Here is a 22,602-nt window from a genome sequence, read left to right as displayed (position 1 = left end):
CGCGGTGGCGCGGCCCTGGCGCGCAGGTGGCCGCCCCGGTCGGCGCCCGCGTTGTCAGTGCCGGCGGCTACGGTTTCGTCCATGGCTGCCCGTACGAAGACCACCAAGGACCGCCCGTCCTACCGCTGCACGGAGTGCGGCTGGCAGACGGCGAAATGGCTCGGCCGCTGCCCCGAGTGCCAGGCCTGGGGGACGGTCGAGGAGTACGGCGCGCCCGCGGTCCGTACGACGACGCCGGGGCGGGTCACCACCTCCGCCCTGCCCATCGGCCAGGTGGACGGCCGCCAGGCCACCGCCCGTTCCACCGGCGTGCCCGAGCTGGACCGCGTGCTCGGCGGCGGACTCGTCCCCGGCGCGGTGGTCCTGGTCGCGGGTGAGCCGGGCGTCGGCAAGTCGACGCTCCTGCTGGACGTGGCGGCCAAGTCGGCGAGCGACGAGCACCGCACGCTGTACGTCACGGGCGAGGAGTCGGCGAGCCAGGTCCGGCTGCGCGCCGACCGCATCCACGCCATCGACGACCATCTGTACCTTGCCGCCGAGACGGATCTGGCGGCGGTGCTGGGCCACTTGGACGCGGTGAAGCCGTCGCTGCTGATCCTGGACTCGGTGCAGACGGTGGCCTCACCGGAGATCGACGGCGCGCCCGGCGGCATGGCCCAGGTGCGGGAGGTCGCGGGAGCCCTGATCCGGGCCTCCAAGGAGCGCGGCATGTCCACGCTGCTCGTGGGCCATGTCACCAAGGACGGCGCCATCGCGGGCCCGCGCCTGCTGGAGCACCTGGTGGACGTGGTCCTGAGCTTCGAGGGCGACCGGCACGCCCGCCTCCGCCTCGTCCGGGGCGTCAAGAACCGCTACGGCACCACCGACGAGGTCGGCTGCTTCGAGCTGCACGACGAGGGCATCACGGGCCTGGCCGACCCGAGCGGACTCTTCCTGACCCGTCGGGCCGAACCGGTCCCGGGCACCTGCCTGACCGTCACCCTGGAGGGCCGCCGCCCGCTGGTCGCCGAGGTGCAGGCGCTCACGGTCGACTCGCAGATCCCCTCCCCGCGCCGCACCACCTCGGGCCTGGAGACCTCCCGCGTCTCGATGATGCTGGCGGTGCTGGAACAGCGCGGCCGGATCAGCGCCTTGGGCAAAAGGGACATCTACTCCGCGACGGTCGGCGGTGTGAAGCTCTCGGAGCCCGCCGCGGACCTCGCCGTCGCCCTCGCCCTGGCCAGCGCGGCGAGTGACACACCTCTCCCCAAGAACCTCGTCGCGATCGGGGAGGTCGGACTCGCCGGCGAGGTGAGACGGGTCACGGGCGTGCAGCGCAGGCTGGCCGAAGCCCACCGCCTGGGCTTCACCCACGCCCTCGTACCGGGCGACCCGGGCAAGATCCCCTCGGGGATGAAGGTCCTGGAAGTAGCGGACATAGGGGACGCCCTGCGGGTCCTCCCCCGGTCCCGTCGCCGAGAGGCCCCCCGGGACGAGGAGGGTCGCCGGTAGACTTTGCCCTGGTCTCGCCCGTCCGTGCGAACCCAGCGCGCGACACGGGGGCGCCCAGAACCTGCGACCGGAGGAGTGCAGTGGCAGCCAACGACCGGGCATCAGCTCCCGGAAAGTCCGGCGGGAGTGCCGGCACCGATGGCCTGATGCGCGCCTCACTGAGCGCCGTGGCACCCGGCACCGCCCTGCGCGACGGCCTGGAGCGCGTGCTCCGCGGCAACACCGGCGGACTCATCGTGCTCGGCTCCGACAAGACGGTCGAGGCGCTGTGCTCCGGCGGTTTCGTGCTGGACGTCGAGTTCACCGCGACCCGTCTGCGCGAGCTGTGCAAGCTGGACGGCGGCATCGTGCTGTCCTCGGACCTGTCGAAGATCCTGCGCGCGGGCGTGCAACTGGTCCCCGACCCGGGGATCCCCACGGAGGAGACGGGCACCCGGCACCGCACCGCGGACCGCGTCAGCAAGCAGGTCGGCTTCCCGGTCGTCTCGGTCTCCCAGTCGATGCGGCTGATCGCCCTGTACGTGGACGGCCAGCGCCGCGTCCTGGAGGACTCGGCGGCGATCCTGTCCCGCGCCAACCAGGCCCTGGCGACCCTGGAGCGCTACAAGCTCCGCCTCGACGAGGTCGCGGGCACACTGTCGGCGCTGGAGATCGAGGACCTGGTGACCGTCCGGGACGTCTCGGCGGTCGCCCAGCGCCTGGAGATGGTGCGCCGCATCGCCACGGAGATCGCCGAGTACGTGGTGGAGCTGGGCACGGACGGCCGGCTGCTGGCCCTCCAGCTCGACGAGCTGATCGCCGGCGTGGAGCCCGAGCGCGAACTGGTCGTCCGGGACTACGTCCCCGAGCCCACCGCCAAGCGCTCCCGCACGGTCGACGAGGCGCTGGCCGAGCTGGACGCCCTCACCCACGCCGAGCTTCTCGAACTGCCCACGGTGGCCCGGGCGCTGGGCTACACCGGCTCGCCCGAGACGCTGGACTCGGCGGTGTCGCCGCGCGGCTTCCGCCTGCTCGCGAAGGTGCCCCGGCTCCCCGGCGCGATCATCGACCGCCTGGTCGAGCACTTCGGCGGCCTCCAGAAGCTGCTCGCCGCGAGCGTCGACGACCTCCAGACGGTGGACGGCGTCGGCGAGGCCCGGGCGCGCAGCGTTCGCGAGGGGCTGTCGCGGCTGGCGGAGTCGTCGATCCTGGAGCGGTACGTCTAGCGGCCGCACCGGCTGGAACGGCTGAGGGCGGTACCCGACCAGGGGTACCGCCCTCAGGTGTGTCCGCTAGCGGGGTTCCCCGCCGTCGGGCCTGGGGCCTGTCGTTTGGATCACGCCGCAGACGCGGGGTCCGGCACGCGCATCTGCCGCGTTGCCGTCGGTCGCCGACGCCCTCCTCCGCCGTGCGGCTGGACGCACCAGACCCCGCTCACCGGCGCCGGCGAGACGCCGTCGATGTCCTGCGACCTGATCCAGACGACCGGCCCTAGTCGGCCGACAGGACGAACGACGTCTGCACCTTCGCGAAGCCCGGGGCCTTGGCTTCCACCAGGTACGTGCCCGTCCCGGCCGAGCCCGCCGGAGGCGTGGCGCACTCGGGGGCGCTCGGCTTGCGGTCCCAGTTCACGGTGTAGGTGATGCCGCTGCCCGCGGGCACCCGGTACAGCTGGTGCGCGGCGGCCTTCGGGCAGTCCTCGGAGGACCAGTAGTCGTCATCGGAGCTCGCCGGAGTGATCGTGAACACCGCGTTCTTCGGCCCGAGATCGATCTTGCAGTCGCTGCCGGAGATGTTCCGCGCGGTCAGCAGGAAGGTGGGCGTCTGCTCGGGGTCGTAGGTGTTGTGCCGGCTGCGCAGGCTGAACTTGACCACGCTGGCGGTGCAGTTGGGCAGCGTGGAACCGGCGGGCAGGGTGTCGCCCACGCCGACGCCGCCCACCGCCGTACCGCCACCGGAACCACCGCCGCCGCCGGCACCGCCGGCACCCTGGGAGCCGCCCGAGCCGGAACCGCCGCCGGAGCCCGAGCCGGAACCGTCCCCGGAGCCGTCACCCGAGCCGTCGCCTGAACCGCCCCCGGACCCGGACGACGAGCCGCCGGAGCCCTCGTCGCCCGACTCGTCGCGTCCGCCGGGCGCTTGGCTGATGGCCGGGCCCGAACTCGACGGGCCGGGCGTGATGGAGGGCGCGGGATTCTTGCCGTTGGCGCCGTTGTCGCTGTCCTTGCCGCCCCCGCCGCCCATGGTCACGATCCAGGTGATCAGCAGCGCCAACAGGGCGACCACAGACACCAGTACGACCCTCCGACGCCAGTAGATGGAGGAGGGAAGCGGCCCGACCGGATTGCGCAGAGATCCCACGGCGCAAACCTTACGAGAGATCGGAGCGTTCGCCTGTCCCACCCGCCGCTCGGGGCCACAACTTTTCCGGATCATCATCTCGGAATCCCGGGTCCACCCCTGTCTTTCGTCAGGTTCGGGACGCGACGATCGCTGGGTGTGACGGTATCGGCCTGTCGCCTACCGTCCGTGACCATGAACTTCGAGGACAGCGCGCTCTACCGCGACATCACCGACTTCGCCCATGACACCCCGATGTGGGTACAGCACCTGGCCGGCCTATGGACGGAGGCCGGACTCCTGGTCTTCGTCGCGCTGTTCGCCACCGCCTGGTGGCGTGCCCGCCGCGGCACTCCGCACGCGTTCGCGATCGCGGCCCTCGCACCGGTGGCCACGGCCGTGGCGTACGTGTGCAGCGAGGTGCTCAAGTCCGCGGTCACCGAGGAGCGTCCGTGCCGGGCGGTCGCCGGTGCGGCCGTGTCCCTCGCCGAGTGCCCGCCGCACGGCGACTGGTCCTTCCCGTCCAACCACGCCACAATCGCGGGCGCGGCGGCGGTCGCTCTCGCGCTGGTGCGGCGCGCGCTCCTGTGGGTGACGGCCCCGCTCGCCCTGCTCATGGCCTTCTCCCGGGTCTTCGTCGGCGTGCACTATCCGCACGACGTCCTCGCGGGGTTGCTGATGGGCGCGCTGGTGGCCTTCGTCGCCGTACGGCTGGGCAGAGGCCCGGCGGCGCGGCTGGCCGGGGCGATGCGCACCTCCTCGGCGCCGGCCGTGCGGTGGTTCACCGGGCCGGGCACGGCGCCCGTCAGGTCGTACGGCTCACACGCGCGGCGCTGAGGCGGCCCGCGCGCGTCACCGCGCCGGAACGCGCCCCGTCGCCGCCCCGGCCCTCATGCGCCGCCCCGGTTGTCACACGCTCCGCCCCCGGCGTCACGCCTCCACGAGCCCCGCCTCGTACGCCACGATCGCCGCCTGTACGCGGTTGCGCACGCCCAGCCGGTCCAGGACGGCGCTCACATACGCCTTCACCGTGCCCTCGACGAGGTGCAGCCGGGCGGCGATCTCCGGGTTGGACAGTCCCGCGCCGACCAGGCCCAGCACCTCGCGTTCGCGAGGGCTCAGCACGGCCACGCGCGCGCGTGCCTGTGCCTCGCGGGTCAGCCGGCCGCCGCCGAGGCCCTCGTCGATGACGTACCGGGCCACCTTGGGCGAGAGGAAGGCCGCGCCGGCCGCCACCGCCCGTACGCCCGCGATGAGTTCGTAGGGATCCCCCGACTTCAGCAGGAAGCCGGTGGCGCCGCCGCCGAGGGCGCGGGTCACATAGGCGCCCTCGGAGAAGGTGGTGAGCATCGCGACGCCCGTGCCGGGCACGGTCCGTACGATCTCCTCGGCCGCGGTGAGACCGTCCAGGCGCGGCATGCGGACGTCGAGCAGGGCCACGTCCGGGCGGTGGGCGCGGGCCAGCTCGACCGCCTCTCTGCCGTCGCCCGCCTCGGCGACGACGTCCGTCACGCCGCTGCTGCCCAGGATGGCGCGCACCCCGGCCCGGACCATGGCCTCGTCGTCGGCCAGCAGGACACGGATCACTGTGAGAACTCCTCGTATTCCTCTCGGCCCTCGCCGGGCAGACCGATGCGCGGGACCACGTCCTTGGCGACCAGCCGGCCGGCGGCGAAGCACAGTCTGAAGTGGTCGACGGAGACGAACAGTTCACCGCTCGCCCGGTAGTAGCGGCAGTCGGCTCCTTCGGGCCCCGGTGTCGGCGACCGTTCGGCGGGCGGGTCGTTCACGTCCCGCTCGGGCAGCACGCGCTCGACGTCGGCCACGGGAGCGCCCAGGCGCAGTTTCGCGTACGCGGCGGGTTCGAGCACCGAGTGTTTCTCCGCGTACGCGTACCAGCCGAACGTCACGCCGACCAGGACGACACCCACACCGGCCGCGGTGGCGAAGCCGACGGCGACCCGGCGGCGGGCGTGCCGGAAGGGCGCGGGGCCCGGGGGCTTGGCGACGGGCTGCTGCTCGGGAACGTCGGGCACATACGCCGACACCCGGAACCCCTCCTCGTGCGGTCCCGCCTCGAACATGCCGCCGACCGAGGTCACCGCGGCCCGCAGCCCGAGCAGGCCCGTGCCGCCGCCCGCGGCGCGGAAACCCTCCTGGGTGGGCGGACCGTTGGTGATGGTGACGGACGTCCCCGCGGCCTGCCCCGTTCCCGCCGTCCGTCCCGTCACCGCCACGGTCACCGGAGCACCCGGCGCGTGCCGTGCCGCGTTGGTCAGCGCCTCCCGGACCACGCGGTGCAGCAGCCGTTCGGCGACGCCGCCGGGCTCCGCGGCCGGGCCGTCCTGCCCGGCGGGCTCCCAGCGCACCGGCAGGCCCGATTGCGCGGCGCGGGCGACGAGTTGTTCCAAGGACTCGCCCGCCGGGGCCAGCGGCGCCGGCTCGTCGTCGTCCTCGCGCAGGACGCCGATGATGCGGTGCAGCCGGTCCGTGGCGTCCGCGGCCGCCTCGCGCAGGCTCGCCGCCGCGGCCCGGTGCTCCTCCGCGAGTCCGGGGGCGACCTGGAGGGCGCCCGCGCGCAGGGCGATGAGGCTCAGCTCGTGGCCGAGGGAGTCGTGCATGTCCTGGGCGATCCGGGCCCGTTCGCGCAGCCGGGCGCGTTCCTCGGCGAAGCGGGCCTCGTCCTCCAGGCGGGCGGCGCGCAGCCAGCCGTCTTCGGCCAGCTCGCGGCTCTGCCGCCAGGAGCGGCCGCCGAGCCAGGGGAAGACGCAGCCGAAGAGCAGCGTGCCGGTCATGACGAGCCACTCGGGGGCCGGGTCGACGCCGACGAGCATGATCCGGGCGGTGCCGGCGCAGCCGACGGCCGCGAAGCACAGCACCGCGGGGCGCGCCCGGCCCGCCCGCAGCCCGAGCAGCAGCGCGAACACGCCGAGGGCGGGGCCGTAGGAGACGGTGAACAGGGCCGGGGCGGCGGTGAGGCTCAGGGCGCCCACCAGCCCGAAGGCCACGAGCGGCAGCCGCCGGGACACGGCCGCCGCGACCGCCAGCACCGCCACACCGGCCGCCTGCTGCCAGGCCGGACGCGGCTCGTTCAGCCCGATCCGGTCCGCCGTGAGGGCGGGCAGGGCGAGGGCCGCCCAGAGCAGGGCGCATCCGCCCAGCCGGGCGGGACGAGGACGTTCCATTCAGCCGACGCTATAGGCGGGCGGCAGGGCGGCACTGCTGCCGATCGTCAGGTACGCCTCGCAGGTACACCTGTCCCTCTCGCAGGTACACCTGCCCCTCTCGAGTGGTGGTGTGCCGGATCGAGGCCGTCGCGTGGCAGGATCGAATGGCCATGACTGCTCCCGCGAAGCCCCCGCACACCAGCCCCGCCGACCTCGCCTCCGGCCCGCCCTCGGGCGAGCACCTGCACGCCCCCGTCATCGACTGGTTCGACGACAACGCCCGTGACCTGCCGTGGCGGCGCCCCGAGGCCGGGGCATGGGGTGTGATGGTCAGTGAGTTCATGCTCCAGCAGACGCCGGTGAACCGCGTCCTGCCCGTCTACGAGCAGTGGCTGGCCCGCTGGCCGCGCCCCGCCGACCTCGCCAAGGAGGCGCCGGGTGAGGCGGTCCGCGCCTGGGGCCGGCTCGGCTACCCGCGCCGCGCCCTCAGGCTGCACGGCGCCGCCGTCGCGATAACGGAACGGCACGGCGGTGGCGTACCGGCCGACCACGCCCAGTTGCTCGCGCTGCCCGGCATCGGCGAGTACACGGCCGCCGCCGTCGCCTCGTTCGCCTACGGGCAGCGGCACCCGGTGCTGGACACCAACGTGCGCCGGGTCTTCGCCCGCGCGGTCACCGGCGTGCAGTACCCGCCGAACGCCACGACCGCCGCCGAGCGCAAGCTGGCCCGCGCGCTGCTGCCGCAGGACGAGCCGACCGCCGCCCGCTGGGCCGCCGCCTCCATGGAGCTGGGCGCGCTGGTGTGCACGGCGAAGAGCGAGTCGTGCCACCGCTGCCCGATCGCCGCGCAGTGCGCGTGGCGGCTGGCGGGCAAGCCGGAGCACGACGGGCCGCCGCGCCGCGGTCAGACGTACGCGGGCACCGACCGGCAGGTGCGTGGGCGGCTGCTCGCCGTGCTGCGGGAGGCCCACGGTCCGGTTCCGCAGTCGGCGCTGGACCGGGTGTGGCACGAACCGGTGCAGCGGGCCCGCGCTCTGGACGGCCTCGTCGCCGACGGTCTCGTGGAGCCGCTGGCGGGCGGGCTGTACCGGCTACCGCTGGCCTGACGTACAGCCAGGTCACAGACACCAGTCGCCCGTCACAGGGGTTACGGGGTGGACAAATCACCCCGAATACACCCCAACTCGCCCGCGCCTTTACCCCGTTCCTACGTCCGTTACACAACCGACGGACAGCCGAGTGCTAGCCGAAGGCTGCTTCGGACAGTGCCGTGACAACGCCTCCGTACCTTCGATTCCGTTCCCGGAAGACACGGGACGACCAAGGAACACGTGCAGTGCACGGGCGGCGGGAAGCCGGCCGTAACGGGGAAACGGAAGGCGGTTCACCATGGCGCAGGGCGAGGTGCTCGAGTTCGAGGAGTACGTCCGCACGCGGCAGGACGCGCTGCTGCGCAGTGCCCGCCGCCTGGTGCCGGACCCGACGGACGCGCAGGACCTGCTGCAGACCGCGCTGGTCCGCACCTACGGCCGCTGGGAGACCATCGAGGACAAGCGGCTGGCGGACGCCTACCTGCGCCGGGTGATGATCAACACGCGGACGGAGTGGTGGCGGGCCCGCAAGCTGGAGGAGGTGCCGACCGAGCAGCTCCCGGACGCCTCGGTCGACGACTCCACCGAGCAGCACGCGGACCGGGCCCTGCTGATGGACATCCTGAAGGTGCTCGCCCCGAAGCAGCGCAGTGTCGTCGTCCTGCGACACTGGGAGCAGATGTCCACAGAGGAGACGGCCGCCGCCCTCGGCATGTCGGCCGGAACGGTCAAGAGCACGCTGCACCGGGCGCTCGCCCGGCTCCGCGAGGAGCTGGAGTCCCGCGATCTGGACGCACGCGCGCTGGAGCGTGAGGAGCGGGAGCGGTGCGCGGCCTGACCGGCGAGGGGTCTGCACGGACCCCGGGCAGCATCCAGGCGGTGAGTACGGCCCTGGCCGTGCTCGCCGCCCTCGGCCTTTCCGTGTCCGCCTGCGGCGCGGGCGGCACCGGCGCCCGGGACGAGGGCCCGGCGCACTCCGACTCGGTGGCGGGCGCCGCCGCGGCCACACCGTCCGCCGTGCCGTCGAAGACGCCCGACGCGGTCGACGCGGTCCGGCTCGTCAAGGACGACCCGAAGGTCTCCCCCGAGGTGAAGCGCGAACTGAAGCCGTGCGTCGCCGACGAGTACCCCGTCGACGTGTCCTATGGGAACCTGACCGGCGGATCGGGCGACGACGTCGTCGTCAATGTGCTGACCTGCGGTGACGCTGTGGGTGTGGGCAGTTACGTGTACCGCGAGCAGAACGGCTCGTACGAGAATGTGTTCAAGGCGGAGGAGACCCCGGTCTACGCGGAGATCGACCGCGGCGACCTGGTCGTGACCAAGCAGGTCTACGACAAGGGCGACCCGGTGTCGAGCCCCTCCGGGGAGAACGTGATCACATACAGATGGACCTCCGGCCGGTTCGACGAGGAGTACCGCACGCACAACGACTACGGGAAGGTCGTCGGCGACACCCCCACGCCGCAGCCCGCGAGCTGACGTGGGCGGAGGGCGTGTGAACCGATCGGGCCGTTCGGACCGATCCACCGGTGAACGCATCGCAACGGTGAACGCATCGCACGGATCGCGCGTCCCCCAGAGGGAACGCGCCAGAACGCACCCCACGAATCACACGAGGACTGAGAGCACCGGGATGGCAGACCAGACCCACGTCCTGTTCGTCGAGGACGACGACGTCATCCGTGAGGCCACGCAGCTCGCCCTGGAACGGGACGGCTTCGTGGTCACCGCCATGCCCGACGGGCTGTCGGGCCTGGCGGCGTTCCGGGCGGACCGCCCCGACATCGCGCTGCTGGACGTGATGGTTCCCGGTCTGGACGGGGTCAGCCTGTGCCGCCGGATCCGGGACGAGTCGACCGTGCCGGTCATCATGCTGTCGGCGCGGGCCGACTCCATCGACGTCGTGCTGGGCCTGGAGGCGGGGGCCGACGACTATGTGACCAAGCCCTTCGACGGTGCCGTGCTGGTCGCCCGGATCCGCGCGGTGCTGCGCCGGTTCGGGCACGCGGGCGGCGGCCGGTCCGAGGAGGCGGCCGCCCCGGCGAGCGGCGGGGTGCTGACCTTCGGGGATCTGGAGGTCGACACCGAGGGCATGGAGGTCCGCCGGGCCGCCCGGCCGGTGGCGCTGACGCCGACCGAGATGCGGCTGCTGCTGGAGTTCTCCACGGCGCCGGGCACGGTGCTCTCCCGCGACAAGCTGCTGGAGCGGGTGTGGGACTACGGCTGGGGCGGGGACACCCGCGTGGTCGACGTGCATGTGCAGCGGCTGCGGCAGAAGATCGGCCAGGACCGGATCGAGACGGTCCGCGGCTTCGGCTACAAGTTGAAGGCCTGAGCAGGGGTGATGAGGGGGCACTTCCGGCGCCTGGTCGCCACGGGATTGGAGCGCGCGGGCATCCGCACGGGCCTCAGATGGAAGCTGAGCGCGGCCATCGCGCTGGTCGGGGCACTGGTGGCGGTCGCGCTGAGCCTGGTCGTGCACAACGCCGCCCGGGTGTCGATGCTGGACAACGCGCGCGACCTCGCCGATGAGCGCATCATGATCGCCCAGCGCAACTTCGAGCTGTCGGGGCGGATGAACTTCCCCAACACCAAGATCGACGACCCGGACCTGCCGGTGGCGCTGCGGCAGCGGGTGGAGGCGGGCCAGCGGGCGACGTATGTGGCGGACCGGCCCGGTGACGTGCCCGACATATGGGCCGCCGTGCCGTTGAAGAACGGGCATGTCATGTCCCTGCACTCGGGCTTCACCGACCGCAGCTCGGACATCCTCCAGGACCTCGACCAGGCCCTGATCATCGGCTCCATCGCGGTCGTCCTCGGCGGCAGCGCGCTCGGCGTGCTCATCGGCGGGCACCTCTCCCGGCGGCTGCGCAAGGCGGCCGGCGCGGCCAGCCAGCTCGCCGGCGGCGACACGGACGTACGGGTGCGGGACGCCATGGGCGGGGTCGTCCGGGACGAGACCGACGACCTGGCGAGCGCGGTGGACGCCATGGCGGACACGCTGCGGCAGCGGATCGAGGCCGAGCGGCGGGTCACCGCCGACATCGCGCACGAGCTGCGCACGCCGGTGACCGGGCTGCTGACCGCCGCCGAACTGCTGCCGCCCGGCCGCCCGACCGAGCTGGTGCTGGACCGGGCGAAGGCGATGCGCACGCTCGTGGAGGACGTGCTGGAGGTGGCCCGGCTGGACGGGGCCTCCGAGCGGGCGGAGCTCCAGGACCTCATGCTGGGCGAGTTCGTCGCCCGGCGGGTGGCGGCCAAGGGCCCCGACGTCGAGGTGCGGATCGTGCACGAGTCGGAGGTCACCACCGACCCGCGGCGCCTGGAGCGGGTGCTGTTCAATCTGCTCGCCAACGCGGCCCGGCACGGCAAGCCGCCCATCGAGGTCACCGTCGAGGGCCGGGTCATCCGCGTCCGCGACCACGGCCCGGGCTTCCCCGAGGACCTGCTCGCCGAGGGGCCGAGCCGCTTCCGCACGGGCAGCAAGGACCGGGCGGGGCAGGGGCACGGCCTCGGGCTGACCATCGCGGCCGGGCAGGCACGGGTGCTGGGCGCCCGGCTGACCTTCCGGAACGTCCGCACGCCGGGCGCGCCCGAGGGCGTACCGGCCGAGGGCGCGGTGGCCGTACTGTGGCTGCCGGAGCACGCGCCGACGAACACGGGGAGTTATCCGATGCTGGCCTAGTTGTCCATGGATCCGATGGTGGCACGAGGGTCTGACAACGGGCCCCGGCTCGCGGCCGGGCACGACGAAGCCCCCGGGGCGGGCGGCTCCGGGGGCTTCGTGCGGTCCGGTCAGACGGTCTCCGCCACGGGCGGCTGCGCCGCCGGGGCCTCCGGCTCGCCGTCCGCCTTCGGGCCCGCCCCCTTGAGCGGAACCTCCTTGACGAACACGGCCGCCGCCAGGGCGAACACCGCCACCACGGCTCCCAGCAGGAACGCCGAGTGCGTACCGGCGGACACCGCGTGCTGGTACGCCTCCCGGGCCAGGACCGGAAGCTTCTCCAGACTCTTGGCGTCGAGCTGCGCCGACCGCTCGGTGATCTTGGAGCCCAGCGCACCGGCCCGCTCGGCCATGACGTCCTGGACGCGGTTGTTGAACAGCGCGCCCATGATCGCGACGCCGAAGGAGGAGCCGAGGGTGCGGAAGAGGGTGGTCGACGAGGACGCCACGCCCATGTCCTTCATCTCCACGCTGTTCTGCGCGACCAGCATGGTGATCTGCATCAGGCAGCCCATGCCGAACCCGACCACGGCCATGAAGACGCCGGACGTCAACCGCGAGGTGCCCGTGTCCATCGTGGACAGCAGGTAGAGGCCGACCGTCATCAGGACGCTGCCGAGGATCGGGAACACCTTGTACCGGCCGGTGTTCGTGGTGACCCGCCCGGCGACCATCGAGGTCACCAGCATCGCGCCGAGCATCGGCAGGAGCAGCAGCCCGGAGTTCGTCGCGGAGGCGCCCTGCACGGACTGCTGGTACAGCGGCAGGAACAGCGTCGCGCCGAACATCACGAACCCGGTGATGAAGCCGATGAGCGACATCAGCGTGAAGTTGCGGCTGCGGAAGATGTGCAGCGGCACCACCGGCTCGGCCGCCTTGGTCTGCCAGAACACGAACCCGACGAGCGCGGCGACACCGATGCCGATCAGCTCCATGATCCGCGCGGAGCTCCACGCGTACTCCGTGCCGCCCCAGGTGGTGACGAGGACGATCGCGGTGATGCCGACGGTCAGCAGGGCGGCGCCCAGGTAGTCGATCCGCGCCTCGGACCGCTTCTTCGGCAGGTGCAGCACCACACTGATGGCGGCCAGCGCGACCACGCCGAGCGGCAGGTTGATGTAGAACGCCCAGCGCCAGCCCCAGTTGTCGGTGATCGTGCCGCCGACCAGCGGGCCGCCGATCATCGCCAGCGCCATGACGCCGGCCATCATGCCCTGGTACTTGCCGCGCTCCCGGGGCGGGATCAGGTCACCGATGATCGCCATGACGCCGACCATCAGACCGCCGGCGCCGAGGCCCTGGATGGCACGGAAGCCGATCAGCTGGCCCATGTCCTGGGCCATGCCGCTGAGCGCGGAGCCGATCAGGAAGAGGACGATCGACGTCATGAACGTGCCCTTGCGGCCGTACATGTCGCCGAGCTTGCCCCACAGCGGGGTGGAGGCCGCGGTCGCGAGCGTGTACGCGGTGACCACCCACGAGAGGTGTTCGAGGCCGCCCAGCTCACCGACTATCGTCGGCATCGCCGTACCGATGATCATGTTGTCGAGCATCGCGAGCATCATCGCGATCATCAGCGCGAGCAGGACGACCCGCACGCTCCTCGGCTGTTTCCCCCCGGTGTCGGCGCCGACCGCCGGTGTGTCCGTCGTGTCCGCCATTGCTTTCCCACTCCCCCAGCTACCGCTACTTACTTGTCGACCGGCTAGTGACTACACTCGGAAGCTAGCGGCGGAACTAGCCGGGCGTCAAGTAAGTTTTATGGAAAGGGAGCGGCGTAGGAGGATGGGCGGCACCATGGACGGCACCAGGCATCGGCGCCGCGGGGACACCCGCCAGCGCATCCAGGACGTGGCCCTCGAACTCTTCGCGGAGCACGGCTACGAGAAGACCTCTCTGCGCGAGATCGCCGAACGCCTGGAGGTCACCAAGGCGGCGCTCTACTACCACTTCAAGACGAAGGAAGAGATCCTCGTCAGCATCTTCGACGACCTCACGAAGCCGATCGAGGAGCTGATCGAGTGGGGGCGGCGGCAGCCGCACACGCTCGACACCAAGCAGGAGATCATCCGCCGTTACGCGGAGACCCTGGCCGGGGCCGCGCCGCTGTTCCGCTTCATGCACGACAACCAGGCGACGGTGCGGGAGCTGCGGATCGGAGACTCCTTCAAGGAGCGCATCCGGGGTCTGCGCGACATCATCATCGACCCGGAGGCGGACCTGGTCGACCAGGTCCGCTGCGTCAGCGCGCTCTTCACGCTGCACGCCGGGATGTTCCTGCTCCAGGACCTGGAAGGCGACCCCGAGGAGAAGAACAAAGCCGTCCTCGAGGTCGCCACGGACCTGGTGACCCAGGCCCACGAAGGAGCCCGGGCCTCCTAGGGCCTGTTGCGAAAGTGGCGTCGCGCGGCAGGCGGCACTTTCGCAACAGGCCCTAGGCGTGTCCGGTCGTCAGACCTTGACCCCCTGGGCGCGCAGGAACTTCACCGGGTCGATCGCCGAGCCGTAGTTCGGGGTCGTACGGATCTCGAAGTGCAGGTGGGGACCGCTGGAGTTACCGGTGTTGCCGGACCGGGCTATCTCCTGGCCGGTCTTGACGACCTGACCGATCCGCACCTCGATCTTCGACAGGTGGGCGTACTGCGAGTACGTGCCGTTGCCGTGCTTGATCACGATGGCGTTGCCGTACGCGGGGCCGTCACCGGCGCCGTTGCCGCCGGCCTTGACGACGGTGCCGCCGTGGGCGGCGAGGACCTGGGTGCCGCTCGGCACGGCGAAGTCCTGCCCGCTGTGCTTGTGCTGCCACATGCCACCGGACTGGGCGAAGCTCGCGGAGAGCGTGTACTTCTTCACCGGGTCGATCCAGGACGGCTTGGCCTTCTTGGCGGCCTTCTGCACGGCGTCCTGTACCTGGACGGCGTGCGCGGTAGCGGACGCGGCCGGGGTGTCGGCGGCGGACGCGACCCCGGCTCCCAGTGCGACCGAGACACCGAGGCCGGCGGCCAGCACGGTCGCACGGGTGCGGAGCTGGGACGTACGGGAAGAACGGGACGTGACGCGCTGGGACATCGAAACCTCGCGGGGAAGGGGACGGAGAAAACCACCCGGCGCACAGTCGCTCGCCGAATGGCCATCCCTTGGTAACCCGAAGTCCGACAAACCCCCAAAAGCGTGATCTACGACAGAAGTTAGTAATTTCGTTCAGTGTTCTACGTCTCTTGACATGACACCCATTCGGGGCAAATCAGGGCACTACGCCGCGCTTCTCCCCGCCGCTTTGTGGCGAGAATCCCTTTCCTCCCTGCCCGTTCAGCACTATTCCGCCTAGTAACGGACATATCGCCTGTGTGGCATGTCACCGGGAGCCCCCTTCGGCCTTTCCGGAAATGTGGCGCACGCCTCTATGCGCCTACCGTCCGGTAACCCTACGGTTCCCCTCGCGCCACCCTCGCTCACGAACATGCACACGACATGTTGGCAGCGTCACGGACGTGAGAGGACCCCCACGACATGCAGACCCGACGCCCTTGGTTGTGCCGCGCATCAGTGACCGCCGTCTCGGCGGCCGCTCTCCTGGCGATGGCCGCCCCGGCCGACGCCACGGCTCCCGCAGGTGCCGCCACCGCGGCCACCACGGCCGCCGCCGCAGACGTCGACTACGCGACCTGGCAGAAGGACTGCCAGGCGGTGATGGACCAGGCGCTGCCCTATCTGAAGCAGCGGATCGCGGCCGTCAAGCCGGGCGAGAAGCAGGCGATCGTCTTCGACATCGACAACACCACGCTGGAGACCGACTTCGGCTTCAGCTACCCGCAGCCGGCCAACAAACCGGTCCTGGAGGCCGCCAGATACGCCCAGGAGCACGGCGTCGCCCTGTTCTTCGTGACGGCCCGCCCGGACATCATCTCCCCGGCCACCGAGTACAACCTCAAGCAGGCCGGCTACCAGGTCTCCGGCCTCTACGTCCGGAACTTCATCGACCTCTTCAAGAACGTCGCCGAGTACAAGACGGCCCAGCGCGTCGACGTCGAGAGGAAGGGCTACACGATCATCGCGAACATCGGCAACAGCGCCACCGACCTCTCGGGCGGCCACGCCGAGAAGACGTTCAAGCTGCCGGACTACGACGGGCAGCTGTCGTAGGGCCGGAGCGCATCCGCCCTCGGGGCATGGAAAAGGGGCCGGTGCTTTTCAGCACCGGCCCCTCTCACTCGACCGTGACGCTTACACGTCCTTGCTCAGGTTCGGTCCCGTGCCACCGGCCGCCTGCTCGATCGGCGGGACGTCCGGCAGGGCCGACTTCTCCTCACCCCGGAAGGTGAAGGTCTTGGTCTCGCCCTCGCCCTCGGTGTCCACGACCACGATGTGACCGGGGCGCAGCTCGCCGAAGAGGATCTTCTCCGAGAGGCTGTCCTCGATCTCGCGCTGGATCGTCCGGCGCAGCGGCCGGGCGCCCATGACCGGGTCGTAGCCCTTCTTGGCGAGGAGCTCCTTGGCGGACTGGGCGAGCTCGATGCCCATGTCGCGGTCCTTCAGGCGCTCGTCCACCTTGCTGATCATCAGGTCGACGATCCGCAGGATGTCGGCCTCGGTCAGCTGCGGGAACACGACCACGTCGTCGACGCGGTTGAGGAACTCGGGCCGGAAGTGCTGCTTGAGCTCGTCCGAGACCTTGTTCTTCATGCGCTCGTAGTTGGTCTTCGTGTCGCCCGAGGCCGCGAAGCCCAGGTTGAAGCCCTTGGAGATGTCCCGGGTGCCGAGGTTGGTCGTCATGATGATGACCGTGTTCTTGAAGTCCACGACCCGGCCCTGGGAGTCGGTCAGGCGACCGTCCTCCAGGATCTGCAGCAGCGAGTTGAAGATGTCCGGGTGGGCCTTCTCGACCTCGTCGAAGAGGACCACCGAGAACGGCTTGCGCCGCACCTTCTCCGTCAGCTGGCCGCCCTCCTCGTAGCCCACGTAGCCGGGGGGCGAACCGAAGAGCCGCGACACCGTGTGCTTCTCGCTGAACTCCGACATGTCGAGGGAGATCAGCGCGTCCTCGTCACCGAAGAGGAACTCGGCGAGCGCCTTGGACAGCTCGGTCTTACCGACACCGGACGGGCCGGCGAAGATGAACGAGCCACCAGGACGCTTCGGGTCCTTGAGGCCCGCACGCGTACGGCGGATCGCCTTCGACAGCGCCTTGACGGCGTCGTTCTGGCCGATGACCCGCTTGTGCAGCTCCTCCTCCATGCGGAGCAGGCGGCTGGACTCCTCCTCGGTCAGCTTGAAGACCGGGATGCCCGTGGCCGTGGCGAGGACCTCGGCGATCAGCTCGCCGTCGACCTCGGCGACGACGTCCATGTCGCCGGCCTTCCACTCCTTCTCCCGCTTGGCCTTGGCGGCCAGGAGCTGCTTCTCCTTGTCGCGCAGGGAGGCGGCCTTCTCGAAGTCCTGCGAGTCGATCGCGGACTCCTTGTCGCGGCGGACACCGGCGATCTTCTCGTCGAACTCGCGCAGGTCCGGCGGCGCGGTCATCCGGCGGATGCGCATCCTCGATCCGGCCTCGTCGATCAGGTCGATCGCCTTGTCCGGCAGGAAGCGGTCCGAGATGTACCGGTCGGCCAGGGTGGCGGCCTGGACCAGCGCCTCGTCCGTGATGGAGACGCGGTGGTGGGCCTCGTAGCGGTCACGCAGACCCTTGAGGATCTCGATCGTGTGCGGCAGGGACGGCTCGGCGACCTGGATGGGCTGGAAGCGGCGCTCCAGGGCCGCGTCCTTCTCCAGGTGCTTGCGGTACTCGTCCAGCGTGGTCGCACCGATGGTCTGCAGCTCACCGCGGGCCAGCATCGGCTTCAGGATGGAGGCCGCGTCGATGGCGCCCTCGGCGGCACCCGCACCGACCAGCGTGTGCAGCTCGTCGATGAACAGGATGATGTCGCCGCGGGTGCGGATCTCCTTGAGGACCTTCTTCAGGCGCTCCTCGAAGTCACCGCGGTAGCGGGAGCCGGCGACCAGCGCGCCGAGGTCCAGGGTGTAGAGGTGCTTGTCCTTGAGCGTCTCGGGCACCTCGCCCTTGACGATCGCCTGGGCGAGGCCCTCCACGACGGCGGTCTTGCCGACGCCGGGCTCACCGATCAGGACCGGGTTGTTCTTCGTACGGCGGGACAGCACCTGCATGACCCGCTCGATCTCCTTCTCGCGCCCGATGACCGGGTCGAGCTTGGACTCACGAGCGGCCTGGGTGAGGTTCCGGCCGAACTGGTCGAGGACCAGGGACGTCGAGGGCGTGCCCTCGGCAGGGCCGCCGGCGGTGGCGGTCTCCTTGCCCTGGTAACCGGAGAGCAGCTGGATCACCTGCTGCCGCACGCGGTTCAGATCTGCGCCCAGCTTGACCAGGACCTGGGCGGCGACGCCCTCGCCCTCGCGGATCAGGCCGAGCAGGATGTGCTCCGTGCCGATGTAGTTGTGGCCCAGCTGAAGGGCCTCGCGAAGCGACAGCTCCAGGACCTTCTTGGCACGGGGGGTGAAGGGGATGTGACCCGACGGGGCCTGCTGGCCCTGCCCGATGATCTCCTCCACCTGCTGGCGGACCGCCTCGAGCGAAATCCCGAGGCTCTCAAGGGCCTTGGCGGCGACACCTTCACCCTCGTGGATCAGGCCCAGGAGGATGTGTTCAGTGCCGATGTAGTTGTGGTTGAGCATCCGGGCTTCTTCCTGAGCCAGGACGACAACCCGCCGCGCGCGGTCGGTGAACCTCTCGAACATCGTTAATCGCTCCTCAGAGCGGTCAGGCAGTGGGGGGAACTTCCCCTCCCTGTCCTTCCGCAGCTTAGTCCCGCAAGCGGGGACCGCTCATTCCAACTGCCGACACCGTCCTTGGCCTCCTGACCCCGAACGCCGACATCTGCTCCAACCCGATGGTGCGAGACGATGTTCCCGCAGGCCAGGCAGATACCCCACTCGCCAGTACGCCGATGGCGAACGTGAGACGTCCTTTCCTGCGTGTCGCCCCCTCCCACTAGGGATGTCTTACCCGTACGGACCGGAAGTCCATGCCGAGCGCCCCCCTTCCCTCCGCTACGGGCGAACAACCTTGCGCCTCCCCGCACCCCCGGCACGCCCCCGTTTGACCACCCTGCGCACTCGTGACGCCACCCAGCGTAACCCGCACGTCCATCCGGCTGTTGCACTTGGCATGTTCGGCGCCCCTCGCCCCGCCCCGCTCCCCCGCCGGCCGCTCGACGCGAGCTGTCGGGTCCGGCGGTGGTACGAGAACGAACTGGGCTGGCCGACGGTGCCCGGCGATCCTCTGCGGCTGGTGGTGGGGGTGCGCTACGACGTCCTGGACGTGCCGGCGGAGGCGGGGCAAGCGGCCCTGCGGCGCCTGCCCCCGGGCTCTCCGGTGGCCGTGCTGGGCGACCGGATGCGGTTCCTGGTGGCCGCGGGCACGGCGGAGGAACTGCCCGGGCTGCTGGAGTGGCTGGAGTGGGGAACCCTGCCGCTCGGCCTGACGGCGCTCGGAACCGGGAGCACGATGCGGGCGCCTCGCCCGCCGGGGATGGATACGCCACCGCGGGCACGCGAGGGGGGCGAGGGGCTGTCTCGGGGGGTGGGTGGCGGGTTGCTGCCTCCGGGGGCGGACGCGAGGTGCTGCCGCATGGCGGGCGGACCGGGGCCGGGTGAGGGGGGCGGGGTGCCGTGCGTGGCGGACGCGCCGTTCTTGCGCGGGGCGGGCGGCTCGGGGCCGGGCGAGGGGGGCGGGCTGCTGCCCTGCGAGACAGGCTCGCCTATCTGGTGCGAGGCGGGCGGCTCGGGGCGGCGGAAGGCGGGCGGGCTCTGGCCTGACGAGGCGGGCGGGACGCTGCCCTGCGGCAGAGATGCGCCGTGCCTTGGCGAGGCGGGCGGCTCGGTGCCGCGCGGGAGCGGCGGGACACTGTCCTGTGAGACCGACTTGCTGTTGCCCCGCCGGGCGAGCGGGCTCCGGCCTGACGAGGCGAATGGGCCTCTGCCCTGCGGCAGAGATGCGCCGTGCCTTGGCGAGGCGGGCGGCTCGGGGTGGCGGAAGGCGGGCGGGCTCTGGCCTGACGAGGCGGGCGGGACGCTTTCCTGCGGCACGGATGCGTCGCGCCTCCGCGAGGCGGGCGGCTCGGTGCCGGGCGAGGCGAGCGGGCTCCGGCCTGACGAGGCGGATGGGCTTCTGCCCTGCGGCAGGGACGCGTCGTGCCTCCGCGAGGCGGGCGGCTCGGGGTCGGGCGAGATGGGCGGCCGGACGCTGCCCTGTGAGACCGACTCACTGTTGCCCCGCCAGGCGGGCGGCTCGGTGGGTCGGGCGCTGCCCTGTGGGACGGGGGCGTCGGGCCTTCGTGCGGCGGGCGGATCGGTGGTGCGTGAGGAGGGTGGGCTGCTGATGGCCGACGGGTTTATGACGTCGGGGCCAGTGCAGGGGTTCGCGCCGTCGGCTTGGGGGGCGGACGGCGCGTTGTCCCCCGAACCCGGCTTGTGCCGTGGCCGGCCGCTTCCCCTGGGCCGGTTGGGTTCCCAGGGGGCCGCCGTATGGCTGCGGCCCCCCGAGCCGGGATGCGAGGTCGAGGCCTCGCTGCCGACGCTGTCGGCCTTGGGGGGCGGTGGAGACGCCCCCGATCTCGTACGGCTGGTGAACACGGTGGCCACACAGTGCCTCCGGGTCCTGCTGCGGCGCACGCGAGCCCAGCCGCCGGCCTTGCGCGCGCAGGGTCGCCAGTAGTGCCGCTGTTCAGCCGTTGGCCTTCTCGTAGGCCTCGCGGATGGTCGCCGGAACACGGCCGCGGTCGTTGACCTCGTAGCCGTTCTCCTTCGCCCAGGCGCGGATGGCCGCGGTGTCCTGGCTGCCGCTCGAAGCCGCACGCGCCTTTCCGCGCCCGCCCGAAGCACGGCCTCCGGTACGACGACCGCCCTTCACGTAAGGCTCGAGAAGGCCGCGGAGCTTGTCCGCATTAGCGGTGGTGAGATCGATCTCGTATGTCTTGCCGTCCAGCGCGAACGTGACGGTCTCGTCCGCCTCGCCGCCGTCGAGGTCGTCGACAAGAAGGACCTGAACCTTCTGTGCCACCGGATTTCCTTTCATCGATATCTTCAGGGCCGGGGTGTGCCGGCGTCCGCCGTATCGCCGTCCCCTGTTATATGCAGTACTGCAGTACCTCGGAAAGCAAACCGCTTTTGCCGGAAAAACACAAACCCTCGGCAGAGACCGGCACCCCGCCTCCGTCCGGAAACGTGCGCGTTTCGGACATAGGGCACCTGGGGAGGGCGGGCCGTGCGGAATATGTCTTGACGAACCAGGGGGCGGTCATGCGACCGGCTTGCAACTGGCTTGCGCCCGTCCCGATGATCACAGATGCAGAAGCATCCGGCTGTTGCCCAAGGTGTTCGGTTTCACTCGTTCGAGACCGAGGAACTCCGCGACACCCTCGTCATAGGAACGCAGCAGCTCCGCGTAGACATCCGTGTCGACAGGCGTCTCGCCGATCTCGACGAAGCCGTGCTTGCCGAAGAAGTCCACTTCGAAGGTCAGGCAGAAAACACGGCGAACGCCGAGCCAGCGGGCGGTGTGCAGCAACTTCTCCAGCAACTGGTGTCCGACGCCCGCGCCCTTCAGGCCGGGCTTCACGGCGAGCGTGCGGACTTCGGCGAGGTCTTCCCACATCACGTGCAGCGCGCCGCAGCCGACGACCTCGGCGTTGTCGTCCCGTTCCGCGACCCAGAACTCCTGGATGTCCTCGTAAAGCGTCACCGTTGCTTTGTCGAGCAGGATGCCGCCGCGGACGTAGGCGTCGAGGAGGCGGCGCACGGCCGGGACATCGCTGGTGCGTGCCCGTCGGACGGTGATGGCTTTTGCGGGGACTTCTGGGCTCTTCGCGGACATGACGGGACGCTATCGCCCGCCGGGGTCCTGAGTGGAGGCGGGGTTCTCCGGCGGTTCAGCCGGTTCGGTCCGTTCAGCCGGTTCGGTCCGTTCCGGCGGTTCCGTTCGTTCCGGCGGTTCCGTTCGTTCCCGCGGTTCCGTTCCTTCCCGCGGTTCGGCCAGTTCCGACGGTCCGGTCGGTTTCTTGGTTTCCGGGACCTGGGCGATCCGTACGGCATCGCGGAGAGTCTCGCGTTGTTCCTCGCTCATCATGCCGAAGAAGGCGACGAGAGCCGCGGCGGGGTTGTCGCTCTGCGACCAGGCGTCGTTCATCAGGGCGGCGGCGTAGGCGGCGCGGGTGGAGACCGCCTCATATCGATAGGCACGGCCTTCCGCCTCGCGGCGCACCCAGCCCTTCTGATGGAGATTGTCCAAAACGGTCATCACGGTGGTGTACGCGATGGACCGCTCCTTCTGAAGATCTTCCAGGACTTCTCGAACGGTCACCGGGCGGTTCCACTTCCACACCCGCGACATGACCGCGTCTTCGAGTTCTCCCAATGGGCGAGGCACACCTCAGAACAATAGTGGGAGATCTGGGTAATGGCGTGGCGGACGTGCGCTTCACCGGCGAACGGGAGCAAAAAGGGCGTACGACTCGAAAGTGCGGGCCTCACTGGGGGCCGGTCGCACGGAGTCGTACGCCTCGGAGCGCTGCGCCCCGGGTGGGGCGGCGGCAGCGGTCGGGTCAGGCTTCGGCTTTCGGGGGCGTCGTGGAGGGCTGCCGGGCGCCCTCCACGCGCGCGAGGGCGGCGTCGACGGCCGCGTCCTCCTTGGCCTTGTTGGCGCCGCCCTGTGTCTTCACGATCACCCGGATCACGCCGATGAAGAAGATGGCCATGACGACCGGGGGCAGGAGCGCGGAGACGTAGTCCATGG

At 71.0% G+C, this 22,602-nt stretch carries 21 protein-coding genes; 11 read left to right on the top strand and 10 right to left on the bottom strand.

Annotated elements, in window-relative coordinates; all coding sequences use genetic code 11:
* The first annotated feature begins 81 nt into the window (after positions 1-81).
* A complete protein-coding gene (radA, locus tag ACFZDA_RS27405) occupies positions 82-1,491 on the top strand; it encodes a DNA repair protein RadA (protein WP_086564614.1) in 1,410 nt (469 codons plus the stop codon).
* Between the two features lie 80 nt (positions 1,492-1,571).
* Positions 1,572-2,696: a DNA integrity scanning diadenylate cyclase DisA gene (gene disA / locus ACFZDA_RS27400; RefSeq protein WP_086850960.1), complete on the top strand. Its 1,125-nt coding sequence runs from the start codon at positions 1,572-1,574 to the stop codon at positions 2,694-2,696.
* Between the two features lie 265 nt (positions 2,697-2,961).
* Here disA and ACFZDA_RS27395 read toward each other — a convergent pair whose 3' ends face one another.
* Positions 2,962-3,831: a hypothetical protein gene (locus ACFZDA_RS27395; protein ID WP_391086458.1), complete on the bottom strand. Its 870-nt coding sequence runs from the start codon at positions 3,829-3,831 to the stop codon at positions 2,962-2,964.
* A 174-nt stretch (positions 3,832-4,005) separates the two neighbouring features.
* Between ACFZDA_RS27395 and ACFZDA_RS27390 the strand changes: the two genes are divergently transcribed.
* Complete coding sequence (locus ACFZDA_RS27390; protein ID WP_391086456.1) at positions 4,006-4,647, top strand: phosphatase PAP2 family protein; 642 nt, start codon at positions 4,006-4,008, stop codon at positions 4,645-4,647.
* Between the two features lie 93 nt (positions 4,648-4,740).
* Here ACFZDA_RS27390 and ACFZDA_RS27385 read toward each other — a convergent pair whose 3' ends face one another.
* Both ACFZDA_RS27385 and ACFZDA_RS27380 read right to left on the bottom strand, forming a co-directional pair.
* Positions 4,741-5,397 carry a response regulator gene (locus tag ACFZDA_RS27385; RefSeq protein WP_391086454.1) on the bottom strand — a complete coding sequence of 219 codons (657 nt, stop codon included), beginning with the start codon at positions 5,395-5,397 and terminating at the stop codon, positions 4,741-4,743.
* A complete protein-coding gene (locus ACFZDA_RS27380) occupies positions 5,394-6,995 on the bottom strand; it encodes a histidine kinase (protein WP_391086452.1) in 1,602 nt (533 codons plus the stop codon). The genes ACFZDA_RS27385 and ACFZDA_RS27380 overlap by 4 nt, the downstream gene beginning before the upstream one ends.
* Positions 6,996-7,147: 152 nt before the next feature.
* Between ACFZDA_RS27380 and ACFZDA_RS27375 the strand changes: the two genes are divergently transcribed.
* The 5 genes from ACFZDA_RS27375 to cseC all read left to right on the top strand — a co-directional run bounded on the left by ACFZDA_RS27375 (position 7,148) and on the right by cseC (position 11,759).
* On the top strand, positions 7,148-8,083 hold the full coding sequence (locus ACFZDA_RS27375; RefSeq protein ID WP_391086450.1) for an A/G-specific adenine glycosylase: 936 nt from the start codon (positions 7,148-7,150) through the stop codon (positions 8,081-8,083).
* 283 nt (positions 8,084-8,366) lie between these two features.
* Positions 8,367-8,906, top strand: coding sequence for a SigE family RNA polymerase sigma factor (locus ACFZDA_RS27370; protein WP_003992025.1), 540 nt, complete (start codon positions 8,367-8,369; stop codon positions 8,904-8,906).
* Complete coding sequence (locus ACFZDA_RS27365; protein WP_391086448.1) at positions 8,894-9,550, top strand: hypothetical protein; 657 nt, start codon at positions 8,894-8,896, stop codon at positions 9,548-9,550. Before ACFZDA_RS27370 ends, ACFZDA_RS27365 begins: the two co-directional genes overlap by 13 nt.
* A 154-nt stretch (positions 9,551-9,704) precedes the next feature.
* A complete protein-coding gene (gene cseB, locus ACFZDA_RS27360; protein ID WP_391086447.1) occupies positions 9,705-10,406 on the top strand; it encodes a two-component system response regulator CseB in 702 nt (233 codons plus the stop codon).
* A 9-nt stretch (positions 10,407-10,415) separates the two neighbouring features.
* Complete coding sequence (gene cseC / locus ACFZDA_RS27355; RefSeq protein WP_391086444.1) at positions 10,416-11,759, top strand: two-component system sensor histidine kinase CseC; 1,344 nt, start codon at positions 10,416-10,418, stop codon at positions 11,757-11,759.
* 110 nt (positions 11,760-11,869) lie between these two features.
* Here the strand turns inward: cseC and ACFZDA_RS27350 are convergent, their stop codons facing one another.
* A complete protein-coding gene (locus tag ACFZDA_RS27350; RefSeq protein ID WP_391086441.1) occupies positions 11,870-13,459 on the bottom strand; it encodes a DHA2 family efflux MFS transporter permease subunit in 1,590 nt (529 codons plus the stop codon).
* 124 nt (positions 13,460-13,583) lie between these two features.
* Here ACFZDA_RS27350 and ACFZDA_RS27345 point away from each other — a divergent pair, with 124 nt between their 5' ends.
* Positions 13,584-14,180, top strand: a complete 597-nt coding sequence (locus ACFZDA_RS27345; RefSeq protein ID WP_391086439.1) for a TetR family transcriptional regulator — start codon at positions 13,584-13,586, stop codon at positions 14,178-14,180.
* 69 nt (positions 14,181-14,249) lie between these two features.
* Here ACFZDA_RS27345 and ACFZDA_RS27340 read toward each other — a convergent pair whose 3' ends face one another.
* Entirely contained in the window at positions 14,250-14,867 is a 618-nt protein-coding gene (locus ACFZDA_RS27340) for a peptidoglycan DD-metalloendopeptidase family protein (protein WP_391086437.1), read from the bottom strand.
* 441 nt (positions 14,868-15,308) lie between these two features.
* Here ACFZDA_RS27340 and ACFZDA_RS27335 point away from each other — a divergent pair, with 441 nt between their 5' ends.
* Positions 15,309-15,941, top strand: a complete 633-nt coding sequence (locus ACFZDA_RS27335; protein ID WP_391086435.1) for an HAD family acid phosphatase — start codon at positions 15,309-15,311, stop codon at positions 15,939-15,941.
* A gap of 81 nt (positions 15,942-16,022) precedes the next feature.
* On the opposite strand, the gene ACFZDA_RS27330 is transcribed toward ACFZDA_RS27335, so the two are convergent.
* Positions 16,023-18,548 carry an AAA family ATPase gene (locus ACFZDA_RS27330; protein ID WP_391086433.1) on the bottom strand — a complete coding sequence of 842 codons (2,526 nt, stop codon included), beginning with the start codon at positions 18,546-18,548 and terminating at the stop codon, positions 16,023-16,025.
* Positions 18,549-18,807: 259 nt separating this feature from the next.
* Between ACFZDA_RS27330 and ACFZDA_RS27325 the strand changes: the two genes are divergently transcribed.
* Positions 18,808-20,526 carry an SCO3374 family protein gene (locus ACFZDA_RS27325; RefSeq protein ID WP_391086431.1) on the top strand — a complete coding sequence of 573 codons (1,719 nt, stop codon included), beginning with the start codon at positions 18,808-18,810 and terminating at the stop codon, positions 20,524-20,526.
* 9 nt (positions 20,527-20,535) lie between these two features.
* Here ACFZDA_RS27325 and ACFZDA_RS27320 read toward each other — a convergent pair whose 3' ends face one another.
* From ACFZDA_RS27320 to ACFZDA_RS27305, 4 genes are all read right to left on the bottom strand, one after another.
* Positions 20,536-20,871 carry an Lsr2 family protein gene (locus tag ACFZDA_RS27320; RefSeq protein ID WP_010048839.1) on the bottom strand — a complete coding sequence of 112 codons (336 nt, stop codon included), beginning with the start codon at positions 20,869-20,871 and terminating at the stop codon, positions 20,536-20,538.
* Between the two features lie 279 nt (positions 20,872-21,150).
* Complete coding sequence (locus tag ACFZDA_RS27315) at positions 21,151-21,684, bottom strand: amino-acid N-acetyltransferase (protein ID WP_391086428.1); 534 nt, start codon at positions 21,682-21,684, stop codon at positions 21,151-21,153.
* 9 nt (positions 21,685-21,693) lie between these two features.
* The gene (locus ACFZDA_RS27310; RefSeq protein WP_391086509.1) at positions 21,694-22,200 is read right to left on the bottom strand and encodes a BlaI/MecI/CopY family transcriptional regulator; all 507 of its coding nucleotides are present in this window, start codon (positions 22,198-22,200) and stop codon (positions 21,694-21,696) included.
* A 211-nt stretch (positions 22,201-22,411) separates the two neighbouring features.
* Entirely contained in the window at positions 22,412-22,600 is a 189-nt protein-coding gene (locus ACFZDA_RS27305; RefSeq protein ID WP_391086426.1) for a hypothetical protein, read from the bottom strand.
* Positions 22,601-22,602 lie beyond the last annotated feature (2 nt).

It is taken from the genome of Streptomyces sp. NPDC007991 (assembly GCF_042958445.1).
Lineage (GTDB): Bacteria > Actinomycetota > Actinomycetes > Streptomycetales > Streptomycetaceae > Streptomyces.
This window is presented reverse-complemented; position numbering and strand designations above follow the sequence as displayed.

Coding starts and splice junctions, on each gene's coding strand:
- ACFZDA_RS27390 (WP_391086456.1), top strand. CDS start 4,006: ATGAACTTCGAGGACAGCGCGCTCTACCGCGACATCACCGACTTCGCC.
- ACFZDA_RS27325 (WP_391086431.1), top strand. CDS start 18,808: ATGTCTTACCCGTACGGACCGGAAGTCCATGCCGAGCGCCCCCCTTCC.
- ACFZDA_RS27345 (WP_391086439.1), top strand. CDS start 13,584: ATGGGCGGCACCATGGACGGCACCAGGCATCGGCGCCGCGGGGACACC.
- cseC (WP_391086444.1), top strand. CDS start 10,416: ATGAGGGGGCACTTCCGGCGCCTGGTCGCCACGGGATTGGAGCGCGCG.
- ACFZDA_RS27310 (WP_391086509.1), bottom strand. CDS start 22,200: ATGTCGCGGGTGTGGAAGTGGAACCGCCCGGTGACCGTTCGAGAAGTC.
- cseB (WP_391086447.1), top strand. CDS start 9,705: ATGGCAGACCAGACCCACGTCCTGTTCGTCGAGGACGACGACGTCATC.
- ACFZDA_RS27380 (WP_391086452.1), bottom strand. CDS start 6,995: ATGGAACGTCCTCGTCCCGCCCGGCTGGGCGGATGCGCCCTGCTCTGG.
- ACFZDA_RS27340 (WP_391086437.1), bottom strand. CDS start 14,867: ATGTCCCAGCGCGTCACGTCCCGTTCTTCCCGTACGTCCCAGCTCCGC.
- ACFZDA_RS27330 (WP_391086433.1), bottom strand. CDS start 18,548: ATGTTCGAGAGGTTCACCGACCGCGCGCGGCGGGTTGTCGTCCTGGCT.
- ACFZDA_RS27375 (WP_391086450.1), top strand. CDS start 7,148: ATGACTGCTCCCGCGAAGCCCCCGCACACCAGCCCCGCCGACCTCGCC.
- radA (WP_086564614.1), top strand. CDS start 82: ATGGCTGCCCGTACGAAGACCACCAAGGACCGCCCGTCCTACCGCTGC.
- ACFZDA_RS27305 (WP_391086426.1), bottom strand. CDS start 22,600: ATGGACTACGTCTCCGCGCTCCTGCCCCCGGTCGTCATGGCCATCTTC.
- ACFZDA_RS27315 (WP_391086428.1), bottom strand. CDS start 21,684: ATGTCCGCGAAGAGCCCAGAAGTCCCCGCAAAAGCCATCACCGTCCGA.
- ACFZDA_RS27370 (WP_003992025.1), top strand. CDS start 8,367: ATGGCGCAGGGCGAGGTGCTCGAGTTCGAGGAGTACGTCCGCACGCGG.
- ACFZDA_RS27350 (WP_391086441.1), bottom strand. CDS start 13,459: ATGGCGGACACGACGGACACACCGGCGGTCGGCGCCGACACCGGGGGG.
- ACFZDA_RS27335 (WP_391086435.1), top strand. CDS start 15,309: ATGCAGACCCGACGCCCTTGGTTGTGCCGCGCATCAGTGACCGCCGTC.